Annotated in this window: 19 protein-coding genes; 10 read left to right on the top strand and 9 right to left on the bottom strand. The window is 63.6% G+C overall.

Annotated elements, in window-relative coordinates:
* Positions 1–4: 4 nt before the first annotated feature.
* The 3 genes from FJ988_RS06010 to FJ988_RS06000 form a co-directional block, all read right to left on the bottom strand.
* Positions 5–931 carry an energy transducer TonB gene (locus tag FJ988_RS06010; RefSeq protein WP_140815833.1) on the bottom strand — a complete coding sequence of 309 codons (927 nt, stop codon included), beginning with the start codon at positions 929–931 and terminating at the stop codon, positions 5–7.
* Positions 932–1069: 138 nt separating this feature from the next.
* Positions 1070–1462: a hypothetical protein gene (locus FJ988_RS06005; protein ID WP_140815832.1), complete on the bottom strand. Its 393-nt coding sequence runs from the start codon at positions 1460–1462 to the stop codon at positions 1070–1072.
* 88 nt (positions 1463–1550) lie between these two features.
* Positions 1551–3563 carry a TonB-dependent receptor domain-containing protein gene (locus tag FJ988_RS06000; RefSeq protein ID WP_246688441.1) on the bottom strand — a complete coding sequence of 671 codons (2013 nt, stop codon included), beginning with the start codon at positions 3561–3563 and terminating at the stop codon, positions 1551–1553.
* Between the two features lie 260 nt (positions 3564–3823).
* Here FJ988_RS06000 and hemP point away from each other — a divergent pair, with 260 nt between their 5' ends.
* The 5 genes from hemP to FJ988_RS05975 are packed head-to-tail and all read left to right on the top strand — an operon-like array spanning position 3824 to position 7948.
* Positions 3824–4030, top strand: a complete 207-nt coding sequence (hemP, locus tag FJ988_RS05995) for a hemin uptake protein HemP (RefSeq protein ID WP_040981784.1) — start codon at positions 3824–3826, stop codon at positions 4028–4030.
* Between the two features lie 48 nt (positions 4031–4078).
* Positions 4079–5140, top strand: coding sequence for a hemin-degrading factor (locus tag FJ988_RS05990; protein WP_140815830.1), 1062 nt, complete (start codon positions 4079–4081; stop codon positions 5138–5140).
* 11 nt (positions 5141–5151) lie between these two features.
* Positions 5152–6045, top strand: a complete 894-nt coding sequence (locus FJ988_RS05985; protein ID WP_140815829.1) for a hemin ABC transporter substrate-binding protein — start codon at positions 5152–5154, stop codon at positions 6043–6045.
* Between the two features lie 6 nt (positions 6046–6051).
* Positions 6052–7152: an iron ABC transporter permease gene (locus FJ988_RS05980; protein WP_140815828.1), complete on the top strand. Its 1101-nt coding sequence runs from the start codon at positions 6052–6054 to the stop codon at positions 7150–7152.
* Between the two features lie 7 nt (positions 7153–7159).
* Positions 7160–7948, top strand: a complete 789-nt coding sequence (locus FJ988_RS05975; RefSeq protein WP_140815827.1) for a heme ABC transporter ATP-binding protein — start codon at positions 7160–7162, stop codon at positions 7946–7948.
* Between the two features lie 291 nt (positions 7949–8239).
* On the opposite strand, the gene rirA is transcribed toward FJ988_RS05975, so the two are convergent.
* Positions 8240–8701 carry an iron-responsive transcriptional regulator RirA gene (rirA, locus tag FJ988_RS05970; RefSeq protein WP_140815826.1) on the bottom strand — a complete coding sequence of 154 codons (462 nt, stop codon included), beginning with the start codon at positions 8699–8701 and terminating at the stop codon, positions 8240–8242.
* A 199-nt stretch (positions 8702–8900) separates the two neighbouring features.
* Between rirA and FJ988_RS05965 the strand changes: the two genes are divergently transcribed.
* From FJ988_RS05965 to FJ988_RS05955, 3 genes are all read left to right on the top strand, one after another.
* Positions 8901–10196: a DUF445 domain-containing protein gene (locus FJ988_RS05965; protein WP_140815825.1), complete on the top strand. Its 1296-nt coding sequence runs from the start codon at positions 8901–8903 to the stop codon at positions 10194–10196.
* A 65-nt stretch (positions 10197–10261) separates the two neighbouring features.
* Positions 10262–10690, top strand: coding sequence for a phasin family protein (locus FJ988_RS05960; protein WP_140815824.1), 429 nt, complete (start codon positions 10262–10264; stop codon positions 10688–10690).
* Between the two features lie 181 nt (positions 10691–10871).
* Positions 10872–11366, top strand: coding sequence for a MaoC family dehydratase (locus FJ988_RS05955; protein WP_140815823.1), 495 nt, complete (start codon positions 10872–10874; stop codon positions 11364–11366).
* 172 nt (positions 11367–11538) lie between these two features.
* Here the strand turns inward: FJ988_RS05955 and FJ988_RS05950 are convergent, their stop codons facing one another.
* On the bottom strand, positions 11539–12960 hold the full coding sequence (locus tag FJ988_RS05950; protein ID WP_140815822.1) for a PLP-dependent aminotransferase family protein: 1422 nt from the start codon (positions 12958–12960) through the stop codon (positions 11539–11541).
* A 104-nt stretch (positions 12961–13064) separates the two neighbouring features.
* On the opposite strand from FJ988_RS05950, the gene FJ988_RS05945 reads away from it, so the two are divergent.
* Positions 13065–13928, top strand: coding sequence for a DMT family transporter (locus tag FJ988_RS05945; protein WP_140815821.1), 864 nt, complete (start codon positions 13065–13067; stop codon positions 13926–13928).
* A 9-nt stretch (positions 13929–13937) separates the two neighbouring features.
* Here the strand turns inward: FJ988_RS05945 and FJ988_RS31545 are convergent, their stop codons facing one another.
* The gene (locus tag FJ988_RS31545) at positions 13938–14327 is read right to left on the bottom strand and encodes a hypothetical protein (protein WP_181183430.1); all 390 of its coding nucleotides are present in this window, start codon (positions 14325–14327) and stop codon (positions 13938–13940) included.
* Positions 14328–14336: 9 nt separating this feature from the next.
* Between FJ988_RS31545 and FJ988_RS31540 the strand changes: the two genes are divergently transcribed.
* Positions 14337–14597 (top strand): FAD-dependent monooxygenase, encoded by a 261-nt coding sequence (locus FJ988_RS31540; RefSeq protein ID WP_181183429.1) that lies wholly within the window; start codon positions 14337–14339, stop codon positions 14595–14597.
* A gap of 31 nt (positions 14598–14628) precedes the next feature.
* Here the strand turns inward: FJ988_RS31540 and FJ988_RS05935 are convergent, their stop codons facing one another.
* From FJ988_RS05935 to FJ988_RS05925, 3 genes are read right to left on the bottom strand one after another with little or no spacing between them, the layout of a single operon-like run.
* Positions 14629–15669: a zinc-dependent alcohol dehydrogenase family protein gene (locus FJ988_RS05935; RefSeq protein WP_140815820.1), complete on the bottom strand. Its 1041-nt coding sequence runs from the start codon at positions 15667–15669 to the stop codon at positions 14629–14631.
* 30 nt (positions 15670–15699) lie between these two features.
* Positions 15700–16350: a maleylacetoacetate isomerase gene (gene maiA / locus FJ988_RS05930; protein ID WP_140815819.1), complete on the bottom strand. Its 651-nt coding sequence runs from the start codon at positions 16348–16350 to the stop codon at positions 15700–15702.
* A complete protein-coding gene (locus FJ988_RS05925) occupies positions 16347–17045 on the bottom strand; it encodes a fumarylacetoacetate hydrolase family protein (protein WP_140815818.1) in 699 nt (232 codons plus the stop codon). The genes maiA and FJ988_RS05925 overlap by 4 nt, the downstream gene beginning before the upstream one ends.
* Positions 17046–17117 lie beyond the last annotated feature (72 nt).

Here is a 17117-nt window from a genome sequence, read left to right as displayed (position 1 = left end):
GCTTTCAAAACGGGCCGATCGCACCGGTGAATTCCAGGCGGTTTCCGACCTTTGCAGGGATGGGCGGGAAGGGCGCTGCCTTGCGCACGAAGCCAAGCACGATCTGGTCGAAAGTCTCCGAACCTGAGCTTTCGACGACACGCAGGTCGTCGATAGTGCCCTGCCTGCCGATGACGAAGGTGACGACGGTGTTGCTGCGCGCGGTTGCCTGCAGCGAGGGCGGCACCGCCCGATAGACGCGGCCGAGTTTCCGGATCACGCCGCTGCGGTAGTTGTCTTCCGCCGCGGCGCCCACCTCGTTCTGCCTCTTGCCCTTGCTCGCAACACGCTCGGGACGGTCCTGGCCGTCGGCCGCGCCACTCTTTTCGCTGGTTTGGCGCGGGTTCGCGGATGCCGGCCTGGCAGTTGGCACCGGCGGCAGCGCCGGCGTTGGCGGATGGCTGAGGATTTGCTGCTGTTGAGCAGGGCTGTGTTCCGGCGGTTTCGTCTCCGGCGCCACGCTGTCAGCGTCGTTCCGAGGCGCGTTCGCTACAAGTATGTCGAGATCGGTCGGCGGTTTCTCGGGCTCGGGTTGTCCCTTTGTGGCTTCGACCGGCGGTGCCGCTTCAGCCGGTTGCGTGGGCTTCGCCGGTGGTCGGGGAGGCGGAACCAAAGCGACGTTGACCGCCTCCTGCTCGGGATTGAGCGCGCTGCCGGCGATGTCGGCGCCGGATCGATCGCTGCCTGCCGCTTGCGCCGGATCCGCAAGATTGGCTTTTGAGCCGGGCGAGATCAGGAAGGCGGCTGCCACCGCGCCATGAACCAGGAACGAGACCGCGATCGCCGCCGTCCACTTGCCGCGCTCGCCAGCCGGACGAAGTCCGGCCAACGGTTCGCCGGGAGCGGCCGTCAACAGGCTGTCCTTGTCGGGAATGTCGCTTTTGTCCTGCATGGCGCGGGCCGGAAGCTGCCGCGATGGACGCAAGATTGTCAAATCAAGATCGGTTGCCGCAGGCAGCGCCGGATCGATCCCCGGCAGGGGCGAAAAGACAGCGCTGCGTGAGAGTGCCGGCTCGAAGCCCACCTTATGTCAGACCCCGAAAGCGATGCCGGTCTTGGTCGATGTCTTCAGGCCGCGCATGCAGGTCGCAGGGTCAACGCCATTGCCGGTGCATTCGGTGGTGCTGTTGATCAGCACGCGGCTGAGTTTGCCGCAATCGGCGCCGGCAAGGTCGAAGCGCGTAACCTTGGTCTTGCCAGCCGGAAGGTCCTTGAAGTCGAGCACGGTGAGCCGGTCGACGACGCCGGCTGCGTTGAACAGCGCGATCTCGAACGCCGCCTTGGAGAGATCGGCGCCGAGCGCGTTGTTGACGACGAAGGTCAGCCGGCAGCCTTTGTCGGAAGGCTGCGCGGCATTGAGTTCGAGGCTCAGCGCCGCAGCTGAGGACTGCGGCTGGGCGACCGCCGGAGCGGCGGCGAGCATTGTCGTCGCCACAAAGGCTATCGGGAAAGGAGACCTCCCGACTGGCCATTTCCACTTGGACGCGGCGGCCGCTTTTTTCATGGTGTCCTCAGAACTGGTACTGGGTCGAAGCATAGAACGTCCGGCCCTGGCCAGAACCGTAGGTGGTGAGAGCAGGCGTATACTGCTTGTTGAACAGGTTCGTAACCTTGAAAGAGAGGTCTACGTTGTCGTTGAATTTGTAGTTCGCGAACAAATCCACAAGCGTATAGCCGTCTGTCTGAACATTGATCGGCGTGGAGGCGGAGTCCGTTCCATTGCCGACATTGGTCCAGCCGTTGGACACGTAGTTGATACGGGTGCCGACCGTGAGCTTCTCCTCGATGAAGCGGGCGCCGAGCGTGAGCGCGAGGATGTCGTCTGGCAGGTAGCTCAGCGCGCCCAGACCAGGCTGTTCACTTGGCAGATCCGTTTCGGTGTGGGTGTAGGACAAGCCGGCGAAGGCGTATCCGACGTCATAGTTCGCCGACAATTCGGCGCCCCGCTGGTGCGTGGTGCCGGGTATGTTCATAAACTGGAACCGGCCGAACGGGCCAACGGCGGGATTGTAGCGGGCCGCAATATAATCTTCGACAGTCATGTCGAAGTAGTCGAGCTTTACCCGCAGCGCATCTCCAGCGGTCAGCACGCTGTCGCGCTTGAGATTGAGGCCGATTTCCCAGCCCTGCTGGGTTTCCGGCATCAGCGATGGGTTGGGTTCGAACGACACCGATGTGCCGCCTGGGTGATCGCCGCCGACCATGGTTTCCTGAAGCGTCGGCGCCCGCATCGTGCGCGAGTATGTAATGTAGGGCTGGAGCCAGTCGACCGGATTGTAGGCGAGCGTGATTTTCGGATCGAGATAACCCTTGGATTGGTCGACAGTGTATTGGCCGATCGAGGTAGGCCCGGCGTTGGCGCTGCCGTTCAGGCCATAGAAGTCGTAGCGGAGACCGCCGATGAGGTCGAAATTGCCATAGCGGAACGTATTCTCGGTGAACACGCCGCCGGTCCAGCTCGTGCCGCTCGCGGGATTGACGCCGCCTTTCGTGGAAGTCACGTCGTCATGGAAGTATTCCACGCCGTAAACGGATTGAACGGCGACATTGCCCCAGTTGAAGAGCGACGTGTTGGATACGTCGAAGCCGGCGCCTTTGTCGTTGATGTTGCGGCCGGCGGCCGAGCCTCCACCGCTTGCGTTGGTGGAGTAGTCCATGTCGAGGCTGTTGTAATAGCCGTTGACCCTCAGGTGAACGAGGTCATTGCCCGATGGGTCGTAGCGATAGTTCGCCGTGACTGTACGGTTGTTGATGGTCTGGAAGTAGGAGTTGGCCAGAAAATCGTTGTGATAGATGATGCCGCCGAGAGACAGCTGCTGGTCCTCGCCAAGGCCGAAATCGACTTTTGCCAGGCCGGATTTCAGCTCCTGGCCGGTATAGGGAACGGTAACGCCGTCGCCGTTCTTGTAATCGTTGGAATTGTGCCAACCGAGGCCGCCGACGATCCCCACAGAACCGTTCTTCATGCCTGCGGCCGTCATGCCGTTGAACCCGCCGCCGTTGGAGGCGCCCTGCATCCGGCCGAGCAGGCCATAGGTCTGTCCCTCGCGCACAACGTCATCGACGCCGATGGTCCTGAAATTGACGGAACCTGCGAGACCGCCGCCGCCGGCTGTCGAAACTGCACCGCGCGCAATGTCGATGCCGGCCAGGAAGTTCGGATCGACATAGGTGAAGCCAGCCGCCTCATGACCGGTGAAGCGGAAATTCTGCCGCACCCCGTCGATCATCGAATTGACACGGCCAGAGCCCTCGAAGCCGCGGATATTGACGGCGACACCCGGTTGCTGCGGGTTCGTGCTCGTGAAGGTGCCCGGCGTTGAACGCAGAACGTCGTCGATTTTGTCGCGTCCGAAAGTATCGAGCTGCTTCTTATCGATCTTGCTGACGCTGGCCGGCACGTCTTCCGGGTTGGTTCCCTTCCCCGTGGTGACGAGGATACGATCGAGCAGCGTACCTTGCTCCTGCTGTGTCGTCTTATCGGTTGTCGCCTGCTGCGCATGCGCAGCGCCGCCCGCCATCATAGCCGAAAGTGCCGCCCCGCTCAGCAGGACGGCAGTCCCCCGTGTCCTTAACCCCATAGCCCCAACTCCAAATTTCCAGGCTCGCAGCTGGCTGGCCGAGGGGCTCGCTCGCATTTTTGATCATGTCCGGCGTCTTAAATGTTGACTCATTTAGTCCGGTAATGCACTGACTAGTAAACATGATCATTCTAGTCAAGAAATGAATCGGCATTTTACGAGGCTGCGGCCACGGTGGCCGTCAGAGGAAAGGGACCGACCCGATGAACACGCACAATCCCAACGATTTCCGCTATCGCGTCCGCCGTCCGGAAGACACCCAGATGCGCTATGAACGGGTGCCGCTGGCGGTAAGGACGCTGTCCAGCAACACGCTGTTCCAGGGCGAGCACGAGATCGGCATCGAGCATCACGGCGCGCTCTACCGGCTGAAGATTACCCGCCAGGGCAAGCTGATCCTCAACAAGTGAGGATCGGCGGGGCAGGCGAGCAGAGATCAGGCATAACAGGTGAACGACATGGACCAGCGCGTTAAGCCGTCGCCGGAGGAAATCCGGCGGGCGCGAGAAGAAAATCCGAAAATGCGGGAGCGCGATTTCTCGGCGCAACTGGGCATCTCGGAAGCGGAACTGGTCGCGGCGCAGTGCGGCATCAGCGCGGTGAGGGTCGAGCCGCGCGTCAACGACCTTTTGACCGGCCTCGAGGCGGTCGGCGAGGTGATGGCGCTGACCCGCAACGAAAGCGCCGTGCATGAAAAGATCGGCGTCTACGACAAGGTCGTCACCGGCAATCACAACGCCATGGTGCTTGGCGAAAACATAGACCTCCGGATCTTCCCGAAGGTCTGGGCGCATGGCTTTGCCGTCGAGAAGCGCGACGACGGCGAGATACGCCGCAGCCTGCAGTTCTTCGACGCGGCGGGCGAAGCGGTGCACAAGGTGCATCTGCGGCCGGCGTCGAACCTCTACGCCTATCAGAAACTGGTGGCGAGCCTCGAATCGTCGAACCAGGAACCGACCGTCGCGATCCTCCCAGGCGCCGCGGAAGGCGAGGGCGAGGCTCAAGGGTCGGCGGCGACGACCGACGATCTGCGCGACCGCTGGAGCCGCATGACTGATGTGCATCAGTTCTTCGGCATGCTGAAGACGCTGAAGCTCAGCCGCCGCGAGGCGGTGCGCATGGTCGGCCAGGACTATGCCTGGCTGCTAGACAGGGACGCCGTGAGCGCCATGTTCCACCACGCGGCCGAAGGCGAGATGCCGATCATGTGCTTCGTCGGCAATCGCGGTTGCATCCAGATCCATTCGGGCCCGATCAAATCGGTCAAGCCGATGGGGCCGTGGATCAATGTGCTCGACGAGACTTTCCACCTGCATCTGCGGACCGATCACATCCATGAGGTCTGGGCGGTGCGCAAGCCGACCAAGGACGGCCATGTCACCTCGCTCGAGGCCTATGACACTAAAGGCGGTATGATCATCCAGTTCTTCGGCAAGCGCCATGAAGGCGAAGGCGAGCGCGAGGATTGGCGGTTTCTCGCCGAGAACCTGCCCCGCATCCCCAGCCCGACCGCCGCATAAGGTAGAATCCAATGCTAGTTTCATTCATTTTTCGCCCGGCGCGTGCGCCGCTGTTCGGCGTTCTGCTGGCGTTCACGACGCTGCCTGCAGGGGCCAATGAGGGAACGGCTGTCTTTTCAGATGCCTCGCGGATAGCCTCGATCGGCGGCTCGATCACCGAGATCGTCTATGCGCTCGGCGAGGAAGGCCATCTCGTCGCCCGCGATTCGACCAGCAACTACCCGCAAGCCGCGCTGAAGCTTCCCGATGTCGGCTATATGCGTGCGCTGTCGCCGGAAGGCGTTCTGTCGGTCAATCCGACAGGAATTCTTGCGCTGCATGGCAGCGGCCCGCGCGAAGCGGTCGACGTGCTCAAGAAATCAAGCGTGCCCTTCATCGAGGTGCCCGAGCACTACAGCCATGGAGGCATACTCGAAAAGATCCGTGTCGTCGGCAAGGCGCTCGGGGTCGACGCCAAGGCAGAGAAGCTCGCATCGGAGATGGATGCGAAGCTGACCGCCGCTGAAAAGCAGACGGCGTCGATCAAGGAACGCAAGCGCATCCTGTTCGTGCTGTCGACGCAGGGCGGTAAGATCCTCGCTGCGGGCAGCGATACTGCCGCCGAGGGCATCATCAAGCTCGCCGGCGCGGTCAACGCGGTCGAGGGCTTCTCCGGGTACAAGTCGATGACGGACGAGGCGATCGCCACTGCCAAGCCTGACGTCATCCTGACCATGAAGAATGCCGGCCGGGTGATCTCTCAGGATGAACTGTTCGCCAATCCGGCGATCGCCTCGACGCCCGCGGGCACCGCCCGCAAGGCAATCGTCATGGACGGAGGCTATCTGCTCGGCTTCGGCCCCCGCACGGCCGAGGCCATCCACGATCTTGCGGTGTCGCTCTACGGCAACCAGGTCACGGACTGAGCGGCGATGGCCGAACAGTCCATTTTCGGTGCCGCGGGCGGGGTGATGGCCGCCGAAGGCGACCGCTCGATACGGGCACGGTTCGTGATCCTGCTGCTTTGCCTTGCGCTGGCGCTATCGGTCTTCCTGTCGCTGACGTCGGGAGCTTCCGATGCCTCGGCCGTTCTCGTCCTCCGCGACTGGTTCATGGGCGGTGCGCCGGCTGATGCCGCACTTGCCGCCCGCGACCAACTGATCGTCTATGACATCCGCATGCCGCGCGTCCTGCTCGGCGTGCTTATCGGCGCGGCACTTGCGGTCTGCGGCGCGGTCATGCAGGGGCTGTTCCGCAATCCGCTTGCCGATCCCGGCCTGATCGGCGTTTCCGCCGGCTCGAGCCTCGGCGCGGTGGCGATCATCGTGCTCGGCGCGACCTGGCTTGCGCCGGTCACGTTGGCGCTCGGCACGCTTGCGCTACCGCTGGCGGCCTTCTTCGGCGGCCTCGCGGTGACCTTCCTGCTCTATGCCATCGCGACGCGTCAGGGCCAGACATCGGTCGCAACGATGCTGCTTGCCGGCATCGCCATCAGCGCCCTTGCCATGGCGCTCACCGGCATTTTCATCTTCATGGCCGACGACCGGCAATTGCGCGACCTGACCTTCTGGCAACTCGGCTCGCTTGCCGGCGCGACATGGCAGAAGGTCGGCACCGTCGGTCCGGTCATCGTGCTGGCGCTGTCGGCGATGCCGTTCCTGTCGCGCGGCCTCAACGCGCTGGCACTGGGCGAAGCGACCGCCGGGCATCTCGGCATTCCGGTGCAGCGGTTGAAGTACATAGCCATCGTCGGCGTATCGGCGGCGGTCGGCGCTTCGGTCGCGGTCAGCGGCGGCATCGGCTTCATCGGCATCGTCGTGCCGCATATCCTGCGGCTCGCGATCGGTCCCGACAACCGCTATCTGCTGCCGGCTTCGGCCCTGCTGGGGGCTTCAATGCTTTTGCTGGCGGATGCGGTCGCCCGCACCATCGTGGCGCCGGCCGAACTGCCGATCGGCATCGTCACCGCGGTCGCCGGCGCGCCGTTCTTCCTGTGGATACTGCTGCGCAGGCGCGGCATCGTTGATCTGTGAGGTCCCGATGATCGAAGCGCGCGACATTTCGGTGGCGATTGGTGGCAAACGCATCGTTTCGCATGTCGATTTCACTGCCCGTCCCGGTGAGATTTCGGCGATTGTCGGCCCGAACGGTTCCGGCAAGACGACCTTGCTCAAGGCGTTGACCGGCGAGCTTTCCTATACTGGAACCGTTACGCTCAATGGCCGCGATTTGTCGGCGATGAAGCCGGTGGAGGCGGCAACGCAGCGCGCGGTGCTGCCGCAATCGACGTCGCTGTCGTTTCCTTTCACCGTGCGCGAGATCGTCCGGCTCGGGTTGATCGGCGGGCGCTCCGGCGTGCTGCCCGGCGAGGACCGACGCCTGCCGGAGCGGGCGCTGGCGCGTGTCGATCTCGATGGCTTTGCCGGCCGCTTCTACCAGGAACTTTCGGGCGGCGAGCAGCAGCGCGTGCAGCTTGCCCGGGTGCTTTGCCAGGTGTGGGCGCCGGTGCTGGAAGGCAGGCCGCGCTATCTCTTCCTCGACGAGCCGGTCTCCAGCCTCGACGTGAAACACCAGCTCATCATCATGAACATCGCCCGCGATTTCGCCCGGCGCGGCGGCGGCGTGGTGGCGATCCTTCACGACCTCAATCTGACGGCCATGTATGCCGATCGCATTTTCGTGCTCTTGCGTGGCCAACTGGCCGCCGCCGGGGCACCTCGGGATGTGCTGAATGACGAGTTGATCGAGACAGTGTTCGACTGCCGGCTCAAGGTCGGCGCGCTGCCCGAAGGAAGCGTGCCGTTCGTGCTGCCGCAATCAGCTGCTTAGGCTGCAGGCGAGGACGGTCCCCCGTCCTTCGTCATCCACGGGCGGAGCGGGAGCGAAGCGGACGCGCAGACCCGAGGATCCATTCCGTTACATCGAACAAAAATGCGGCGATCCAGAACGGACGCTGGTGCCGACGCCGCTCGCTCTGCATCGCCGCGGCGCTCGAACGTCACGGAATGGATTCTAGGGTCTGCGCTGCGTCGCTGCGCTCCTTGCTCCGCCCTAGAATGACGAAGTCATGGGCGACGTCAAGCGCCGAGACATCAACAGAATCAAACTGCTAGGCCGATATCACGCCGCCGGGGCGCGCTGCTCGAGAAGGTCGATGCCGAGCAGATGGCGGACGTTCGGCCGCGCGGCGACCATGTCGGCGATCGTGTAGCGGGACAGCACGGCGAAGAAGGCGTTGAGCGCTTCGCGCAGCGCCGAATTCAGCGCGCAGCTGTCGACCAGCGGGCATTCGGCGGCGTCGTTCTCGAAGCATTCGGCCATGGCGAAGCTTTCTTCGGTCACGCGCACGACATCGAACAAATTGATCTGCTCGGCCGGGCGGCCAAGCCGCACACCGCCATTGCGGCCGCGCACGGTCTCGACCAGGCCGGCCTCGACAAGCGGCTGCAGGATCTTGAACAGGAAGAGTTCCGACACGGAGTAGGCGGCAGCGATTTCCGGAATGCGGCTCAACCGTTCTGTGTTGGCGGCGCAATACATCAGGATGCGCATCGCGTAGTTGGTCTGGCGGGTAAGCCGCATGGTATCCTCGCGAAACATTAGCGTGCGGCGAATATGGCCTATAGTTTGGAACAATTCCAGACTAGCGCGGCACAATAGCTGAATTTTCTCGTCAACTTTTCGTGCCCAGGCCGATGAAGCCGCGTCATTGCCTGATCATGAGCAATCCGGCAAGGCAGCGCCTAGATAAATCGCGATGACAATGAGGAGCGGCCCGTCCATGTCACAATCCGCCACGGCCGTGACGGCGGTCCGATTCGACGCCGATGCGCAGGCCAAGCTCTCGGCCCTGCGGCGCGTCAAGTTTATCGCGGGCGCAGCGCTTTGCCTTTGCGTTCTGGTGTTCGCGTTGGCGAAATCCTTCCAGGGTGCCTATCCGTGGCTCGGCTTTGTCGCCGCCTTTGCGGAAGCCGCGACCATAGGCGGCCTCGCCGACTGGTATGCCGTGGTTGCTCTGTTCAGGCGGCCGCTCGGCCTGCCGATCCCGCATACCGCCATCATTCCAGAGAACCAGCACCGCATCGCCGACAACCTCGGCCGCTTCATCGAGGGGAATTTCCTGGCGCCGGAGCCGGTGCGCGAAAAGCTCGCAGAGGTCGATTTCGCCGCGCTGGTCGCCGACTGGCTGGCCGATGCCGAGCGCGCCGCCGGCCTGTCGCGATTCGTCGCCCGGCTGGTGCCGCAGACGCTTGCCGCCGTGGAACAGTCCGGGCTGCGCGACTTCGTCACCAGCCGCATGCTGGAGCAGATCGAGAAGGTGCCGCTGGCGCCGCTGGCCGCCGACTTGTTGTCGGCGCTGACCGACGACCGCCGCCACCAGAAACTGTTCGACGAGTTCACCCGGGTGGTCGGGCGGTTCCTGAATGACGAGCAGGCGCTGGAAACGATGCGCGAGAAGATCCGCGAGGAACTGCCGTCGCTGTTCAACCTGTTCCGCGCCGATGCCTACCTGTTGAAGAAGATCGTCGCCTCGGCCGGATCCCTGCTCGAGGAAGTGCGCGCCGATCCAGGGCATCCGATGCGAGTCGAATTCGACCGCTTCGCGGTTGGATTCATCGAGCGGCTCAGGAATTCCAAGCAATATGCAAGACGCGCCGAGAAGCTGAAGCGCGATTTCCTTGACCGGCCCGAGGTGAGGACGCTGGCCGGCGACGCCTGGGCAAGCCTGCGGCTGTTCATCGAAGAGGACGCCAATGCGGAGAACTCGATGATCCGCGCGCATCTCGCCAATATGTTCGTCGAGGTCGGCCGGCATCTGGCCGATGACGCCCAGATCAGGGCCGATATGAACCAGGGTTTCGTGGTGGCGCTGGCCTCCTTCGTCGAGAGCCAGAAGAGCGGCGTGTCGAAATTCATCGCCGACCAGGTCAAGCGCTGGGATCTGGCGCAACTGACGCGGCTGATCGAGATGAACATCGGCAAGGACCTGCAATATATCCGCTTCAACGGCATGATCATCGGCGGCCTTGCCGGCCTCGTGCTCTACACGGCGGAGCGGTTGTTTCTGGTCAATTGACGCACGCCCAACGCGCACTATTCTCCTCACAGGAGGCCGCGTGGCGGCTGGCAGGGAGGCAGAGCATGGCAAAACAACCGGAATCCGACCATTTCCTAGACATGTTCAGCAGGTTCGGCCGCGACCTGAAGCTGCCGAATGTCGATGTCCAGGCGTTCCTCGACCACCATCGCAAGAACCTCGAGGCGCTGGAGAAGTCCGCCAGGGCAAGCGCTGCCGGAGCGTCCGCCGTCATGTCGAAGCAAAGCGAAGTGATCCAGCAGGCAATGCGCGAAATCACGCAGATGGCCCATAACTACCAGGCACCGGCCAGTCCGCAGGATTTCCTGACCAGGCAGGCAGAGTTCGCCAGAAGATCATTCGAGACGGCTGTGAAGACCACCAGCGAAGTGGCTGATCTGGCCCGTAAATCCGGCACCGAATCGATCGAGATCCTGCGCGACCGCATCAGGGATGCGATGGCGGAAATCCGCGCTGGCTACGACAAGAAATAGGGTTTCCGGCGTTCCCGGCTGTAAACTCGGACCCAACTCGAATGCAACCGGCCTCCGGGGCGGCGCGTTCTTGGCCTGCCGTAAAAGCATCAACTCTACCGGCGAAAATAACGAGCCCGCGAATTGACAGAGGCCGGCGCTTCGTGGTCGGGAGACGGGCAGGAGTGACGGGAAAGCAGGAATGACGGAAACACGGCCGAAAACGCCGCCGACCTTCGAACAGTTGCGCACCATGGCCGGGCAGGAGCTTGGCGTGTCCGACTGGACGGTTGTCGACCAGCGGCGCATCGACCAGTTTGCCGAATGCACGGGCGACCATCAATGGATCCATGTCGACCCCGTGCGCGCCAGACGGCAGAGTCCGTTCCGCACTACCATCGCGCATGGCTATCTGACCTTGTCGATCATCGGAGCGCTGGCGCTCGAAATGGGCATCGTGCCGGAAAACACGCAAGCAGCCTTCAATTACGGTTTCGACAAGGTGCGCTTCCTGGCGCCGGTCAGGGTCGGCGCGCGCATCCGGCTGCGCACGACGCTGCTGTCCATGGAGGATCGCGGCCCGGGCCAGTATCTGATGAAGGCGGAGAACACGGTCGAGATCGAAGGCGAACAGAAGCCGGCGCTGACTGCCGAAACGCTGGTGATGATGTATGAGCGCCGCAAACGCACCGGCTAGGTCCGCCGATATTCAGGTGAGGCCGGTCTGCAAACGGTGATTTCCTGCGCTTCCGGTGCTCACGTACGAAAAGTACGCTCCGCTCCGGTTCTCGGAAGCCACCGTTCTCGACTCGGCCTGACCCGAATCTCGACAGACCTGGCGGCGTCGGTTCATCGACTGATCAGGCCATCTAAGCGGCTTTCCGAAGACAATCAGCCATCGCCTTCTCAAGAACTCTGAAAACCCGCTCGTCCGCGCATTGGGCGACGTTGAAGCGCATGAAGCGGCCGGCGCTGTGCGACAGGCTGAAGGCATTGCCGGGCGCCAGCACGACATTGTCCGAGAGCGCGCGGCGGGCGATTTCGGCGGCGTCGATGCCGTCGGGCAGGCGGCACCACAGGAACATGCCGGCCGGCTGATCGATCCAGGGCATGATGCCCATCGCTTTCAACCGGCTCGCCGTTTCGGCCATGGCGCGCGCGAGCCGGACGCGCAACTGTTCGACATGCTTGCGGTAGCTGCCGTCCTTCAGCAGCATCAGCACCAGTTCGGCGGACAGGCGCGCGCCGCCGAAAGTCGTGGCGATCTTGAGGTCGGTCAGGCCTTCCATCCAGTCGCGAGGCGCCGCGATGAAGCCGCAGCGCACCGAAGCCGACAGCGTCTTGGAGAACGAGCCGATATGGACGACGCGCTGCAGCCCGTCGAAGGCTGCGAGGCGCGGGGCAGGGCTGTGCTCGAAATCGGCAAAAATGTCGTCCTCGACGATGGTGAGCCCGGCCTGGTCGGCGAGTTTTAGCAGCCGATGCGCGACGACCGGCGACAGGATCGCGCCGGTTGGGTTGTGGATGCCGGAATTGGTGATGTAGAGGCGCGGCCGGTGTTCGGCCAGCGCCTCGGCGAAGCGCTCGATATCCGGTCCCGAGGGCGTGTAAGGCACGCCGACCACCTTGGCTTGATGGGCGCGCAGCAGCGCATGGAAATTGAAATAGCAGGGATCGTCGACCAGCACCGCATCGCCGGGTTCGAGCAGGAAACGGCACAGGAGATCGATCGCCTGGGTGCCGCAATCGGTCAGCATGATCCGGTCGGGCGAGACCTCGATGCCGTGATCGGCCATGCGGCGCGCCAGCAATTGGCGCAGCGGGGGCAGGCCGAGCGGCGTGCCGTAATCGGCGAGCGCTGCGTCGTCGGCGCGGGCCGCGCTGCGCAGCGCTCGGCGCAAGGCGGCCTGCGGCATCCAGGAGGCCGGCAGCCAGCCGCAGCCTGGCTTCAGCATCTCCTCGCCGGCCTCCAGCGATTGCCTGGAGACCCAGAGCGGATCGACCTCGCGGTCGAGGCGCGGGCCGATCTCGGCCAGCGACAGCGGTGCAAGCTGGCCGGCGGCGTAGAAGCCGGAGCCCGGCCGCGAGCGGATCGTGCCTTCCGCGGCAAGCCGCTCATAGGCTTCGACCACCGTCGATTTCGAGACTTGCAGCGATTTGGCAAGCGCCCGGATCGACGGCAGTCTGGCGCCGGGCGTCAGCGCGCGCGCCGCGATGCGCTGGCGGATCGTCGCCATCACGCTTTCGACCAGCGTGCGCGCACCGTCATTTTCAAGACCAATGTCCGTCATCCGTATTGCTCGCATGACCATTACAGTTTTGCTGAATTGTACTCCATTGTCTCTGGCGAAGCCAGCGGACTCATCCGATAGAGGCTCAAACGACGGAGCCTCGAATGGACAAGACGGCGAACGGCTGGCTGAACGGATTCCTCGGTGTGCTGATCTTCAGCGGCTCGCTGCCGGCGACGCATGTGGCGGTGGCGGATTTCGATCCGACATTCCTGACGGCGGCCCGCGCAGCGATCGCCGGACTGCTCGGCCTGGCGATGCTGCTCGTGTTCCGCCAGAAACGTCCGGAGCGCGGCGATCTGATCTCGCTGGTGGTCGTGGCGCTCGGCGTGGTCGTCGGCTTTCCGCTGCTGACGGCGCTGGCGCTGAAGCATGTCACCACGGCGCATTCGATCATCTTCGTCGGCCTGCTGCCGCTGGCTACTGCGATCTTCGGCGTGCTGCGCGGCGGCGACCGTCCGCGTCCGGCCTTCTGGCTGTTCTCCTCAATCGGCAGCGCGCTGGTCGCCGGCTTTGCCCTGTCGCAAGGCGTTACCGCATCGCCGCTCGGCGACGGCCTGATGCTGGGCGCCATCATCGTCTGCGGTCTGGGCTATGCCGAGGGCGCCGCCCTGTCGCGCCGGCTCGGCGGCTGGCAGGTAATCTGCTGGGCGCTGGTGCTGTCGCTGCCGGTCATGCTGGTGCTGAGCTTTGCCACGTTGCCGCCGACACTCGCCAATGTCGGTTCCGGCGCCTGGATCGGCCTGGCTTACGTCTCGCTGTTCAGCATGCTGATCGGCTTCATCTTCTGGTACCGCGGCCTCGCGCAAGGCGGCATCGCGGCCGTCGGGCAGTTGCAATTGCTGCAACCCTTCTTCGGCCTGGCGCTGGCGGCGAGCCTGCTGCACGAAAAGGTCAGCCCGATGATGGTGGTCGTCACGCTGGGCGTCGTGGCCTGCGTGTTCGGCGCGAAGAAGTTCGCGCGGTAGTTTTGGCGATCAAGGTCGCCAACCGTTAACTGGATCCCAGGTCGGCGTGACGTCTGGAGGCGGTTGAGGGTTGAAGCTGCACAGCTCTGATTGATCGCCTAATTCCGTGCGCCGCTCCGAAAGCTTTTTGAAAGACCGCCCCGCCCATTCATAGGATTGGCTGACGCAAACGGTTCCGTCGATCCACATTGTTTTCATCAGCCGGCTTTTGACAGAATAGTCGAGGTCGAGCTGATACTGACCGCTCTCAGGAAACTCAAAAACTTCCCCGTTTCGCAGGTCAACCATTCTCACACCGATACACGCGGTGCCACATCCAACCATGACCATCGAGTAATGGCCGGCGAAATCGGCGCCACGCTTCATGTCCTCAAGAATATCCGCCTTTAACTCCTTCACCCAATCGTCTTGCGGCCAAAGCCGGATGTTCTTGGCGGCCTTTTTCTGAAAAACTTTTGCCGGAAAATCTTCGAAACGCAGCGCATCTGGTTCGGGTGGATTGAGAACCTCCGGCGTCGAGCCGCTCTCTGTCGATTGTTCCGGCGGGGTCGTGTTCTCTGCGTGGGCGACGCAGTTCACAATGATTGTCAGAAACAAGGCCAGCAGAAATCTCATTGTCCCCGCCGCTCGGTGGATTGTGTGTGTTCCCTTTATGTTCTAGACGTTTAACCGCAAACGTTTGCGCTTGTCCAGAGCGTCCCTAAAACTTCGTCACCACCCCGATGCCAATCCCCTCGAACCCGCCCATCGCCACAAGCGCCGCCGGCGCTTCCTCAAGACTGATCCTCTTGCCGACCAGCAACTCCGGCTTCAGCTTGCCGGTGCGGATCATCTCCATCATCGCGGAATAGCGGTAGGCCTGCATGCCGTGGCTGCCTAGAATTTCGAGTTCGAAGGCGATCACCTTGTCCATCGGCACTTGCGGGCGAGCGTGCTCGCCCAGCATCAGCCCGACCTGAACGTGGCGGCCGCGCCGGCGCAGGTTCGAGATCGAGTTGAACGAGGTGGTCGGGTGTCCGAGCGCATCCATCGACATATGCGCGCCGCCATTGGTGATCTGCTTGACCGCCTTGACCACGTTTGGCGTCGTCGAGGCGTTGATCGTCGCCACCGCGCCGATCTTCCTGGCAAAATCCAGCTTCTCGTAGGTGAGGTCGATAGCGATCACATTGGCGCCCATGGCGCTGGCGATCATGATCGCCGACAGGCCGACGCCGCCGCAGCCATGCACCGCCACCCATTCGCCGGGCGTCACCCGGCCCTGGTCGACGATGGCGCGGAAGGAGGTGACGAAACGGCAGCCGAGGCTTGCGGCGGTGGCGAATTCCATCTCTTCGGGCAGGCGCACGAGATTGGTGTCGGCATGTTCGATGCCGACATATTCGGCGAACGAACCCCAGCCGGTGAAGCCCGGCTGCGTCTGGTGCTCGCAGACCTGGTGGTTGCCGGATGTGCATTCGAAGCAGCGGCCGCAGCCGACGGCGAACGGCACGGTGACGCGGTCGCCGGCCTTCCAGCGGCTCACCTGCTTGCCGGCGGCGACGACCACGCCCGCCAGCTCGTGGCCGGGCACATGCGGAAGCGTGATGCCGTCATCATGGCCCATCCAGCCATGCCAGTCGCTGCGGCAAAGCCCCGTCGCCTCGACCTTGATGACGACGCCGTCGGCGGCTGGCTTCGGGTCGGGCACGGTCTGGATGGTCGGCGCTTCGCCGAATTTCTCGAAGACAACGGCTTTCATCGGCAGCTCCTCACCATGCTTTGCCCTGACTCACTCCGCGTCTATCTGATTCTGCGGCGCCGCCTTCTGGAACGCCGGCAGCGCCATGCAGGCGGCGTGAATGCGCGAAATCACCGGGTAGGGCGCCATGTCGACGCCGAAACGGGCGTTGTTGGTGACCTGGGCTGTCAGGCAGATGTCGGCAAGGCCCGGCTCGTCGCCATGGCAGAAGGCGCCTGTCTCGGGGGACGAAGCTAGAATCTTCTCAAGCGGCTGGAAGCCTTCGTTCACCCAGTGCCGGAACCAATTGACGACATCGGCGTCGCCGGCGCCGAACAGCGTCCGCAAAGAGGTCAGCACGCGCAGATTGTTGACCGGGTGGATGTCGCAGGCGATCATCTGCGCCAGCATGCGGACGCGGGCGCGGCCGAGTGCGTCTTCGGGCAGCAGCGGCGGCTTGGGGGCGATCTCGTCGAGATATTCGATGATCGCCAGCGACTGGGTCAAAAGCCTGCCGTCGTCGAGCACCAGCGCCGGCACCAGCCCTTGCGGATTGACCGCGAGATAGGCGGGCTCGAGATGCTCGCCGTGGCGCAGATGGTGCGGGACATAGCTGTAGTCCAGCCCCTTCATCGCCAGCGCGATCCGCACCCGGTAGGAGGTGGAGGAGCGGTAGTAATTGTGCAGGACGAGGTCGCTCATCGCCTCGGCTGACCTATGGTGACCTCGATGGCGCCGATGCCGTCAACGCCGCCGGTGATTTTTTGGCCCGCCTGGACCGCGCCGACGCCGGCCGGCGTGCCGGTGAAGATCAGGTCGCCGGCCTTAAGCTCGACTGCTTCGCTGCAGATCGCGACGACATCGGCGACCGGCCAGATCAGCTCGGCAAGGTCACCGTCCTGTTTCACCTCACCATTGACGGCGAGCCAGATGCGGCCCTTGTCGGGGTGGCCGGACTTCGCGGCAGGCACCAGCGGGCCGCAGGGCGCGGACTGATCGAAGGCCTTCGACCAGTCCCAGGGCCGCGCGGCTTTCTTGGCCTGGTCCTGCAGGTCGCGGCGGGTGAGGTCGACGCCGACGCCGTAACCCCAGATGTGCGACATTGCATCTTCACGCGCAATGCGGAAGCCGGGTTTGCCGATGGCGACGACCAGCTCGATCTCGTGGTGCAGGTTCGCGGTCAAAGCCGGGTAGGGGATCTCCGTGCCGCTATCGACCACCGCATCGGCGGGCTTGGTGAAGAAGAAGGGCGGGTCGCGCTCGTCATTGCCGAGCTCGCGCGTATGCGCCGCGTAATTGCGGCCGACGCAGAAGATGCGGCGCACGGCAAAGCGCTCCGCCGAGCCGGCAATGGCGACCGAGGCGATGGCCGGCGGCGGAAGGACGTAGTCTGTCATCTTGGTCTCTGCTTTAAGATATGAATGCGCCCGCACCTTCGACCGATTTCGGCGGCTGGGCAAGGCCCGCAA

Origin of the sequence: Mesorhizobium sp. CU3 (assembly GCF_006442965.1) — a bacterium.
Taxonomy (GTDB): domain Bacteria; phylum Pseudomonadota; class Alphaproteobacteria; order Rhizobiales; family Rhizobiaceae; genus Mesorhizobium.
This window is presented reverse-complemented; position numbering and strand designations above follow the sequence as displayed.

Bases quoted from the DNA above. Each gene is read 5' to 3' on its own strand.
- FJ988_RS06010 (WP_140815833.1), bottom strand. From the start codon at position 931: ATGCAGGACAAAAGCGACATTCCCGACAAGGACAGCCTGTTGACGGCC.
- FJ988_RS06005 (WP_140815832.1), bottom strand. From the start codon at position 1,462: ATGCTCGCCGCCGCTCCGGCGGTCGCCCAGCCGCAGTCCTCAGCTGCG.
- FJ988_RS06000 (WP_246688441.1), bottom strand. From the start codon at position 3,563: ATGATGGCGGGCGGCGCTGCGCATGCGCAGCAGGCGACAACCGATAAG.
- hemP (WP_040981784.1), top strand. From the start codon at position 3,824: ATGAACACGCACAATCCCAACGATTTCCGCTATCGCGTCCGCCGTCCG.
- FJ988_RS05990 (WP_140815830.1), top strand. From the start codon at position 4,079: ATGGACCAGCGCGTTAAGCCGTCGCCGGAGGAAATCCGGCGGGCGCGA.
- FJ988_RS05985 (WP_140815829.1), top strand. From the start codon at position 5,152: ATGCTAGTTTCATTCATTTTTCGCCCGGCGCGTGCGCCGCTGTTCGGC.
- FJ988_RS05980 (WP_140815828.1), top strand. From the start codon at position 6,052: ATGGCCGAACAGTCCATTTTCGGTGCCGCGGGCGGGGTGATGGCCGCC.
- FJ988_RS05975 (WP_140815827.1), top strand. From the start codon at position 7,160: ATGATCGAAGCGCGCGACATTTCGGTGGCGATTGGTGGCAAACGCATC.
- rirA (WP_140815826.1), bottom strand. From the start codon at position 8,701: ATGCGGCTTACCCGCCAGACCAACTACGCGATGCGCATCCTGATGTAT.
- FJ988_RS05965 (WP_140815825.1), top strand. From the start codon at position 8,901: ATGTCACAATCCGCCACGGCCGTGACGGCGGTCCGATTCGACGCCGAT.
- FJ988_RS05960 (WP_140815824.1), top strand. From the start codon at position 10,262: ATGGCAAAACAACCGGAATCCGACCATTTCCTAGACATGTTCAGCAGG.
- FJ988_RS05955 (WP_140815823.1), top strand. From the start codon at position 10,872: ATGACGGAAACACGGCCGAAAACGCCGCCGACCTTCGAACAGTTGCGC.
- FJ988_RS05950 (WP_140815822.1), bottom strand. From the start codon at position 12,960: ATGACGGACATTGGTCTTGAAAATGACGGTGCGCGCACGCTGGTCGAA.
- FJ988_RS05945 (WP_140815821.1), top strand. From the start codon at position 13,065: ATGGACAAGACGGCGAACGGCTGGCTGAACGGATTCCTCGGTGTGCTG.
- FJ988_RS05935 (WP_140815820.1), bottom strand. From the start codon at position 15,669: ATGAAAGCCGTTGTCTTCGAGAAATTCGGCGAAGCGCCGACCATCCAG.
- maiA (WP_140815819.1), bottom strand. From the start codon at position 16,350: ATGAGCGACCTCGTCCTGCACAATTACTACCGCTCCTCCACCTCCTAC.
- FJ988_RS05925 (WP_140815818.1), bottom strand. From the start codon at position 17,045: ATGACAGACTACGTCCTTCCGCCGCCGGCCATCGCCTCGGTCGCCATT.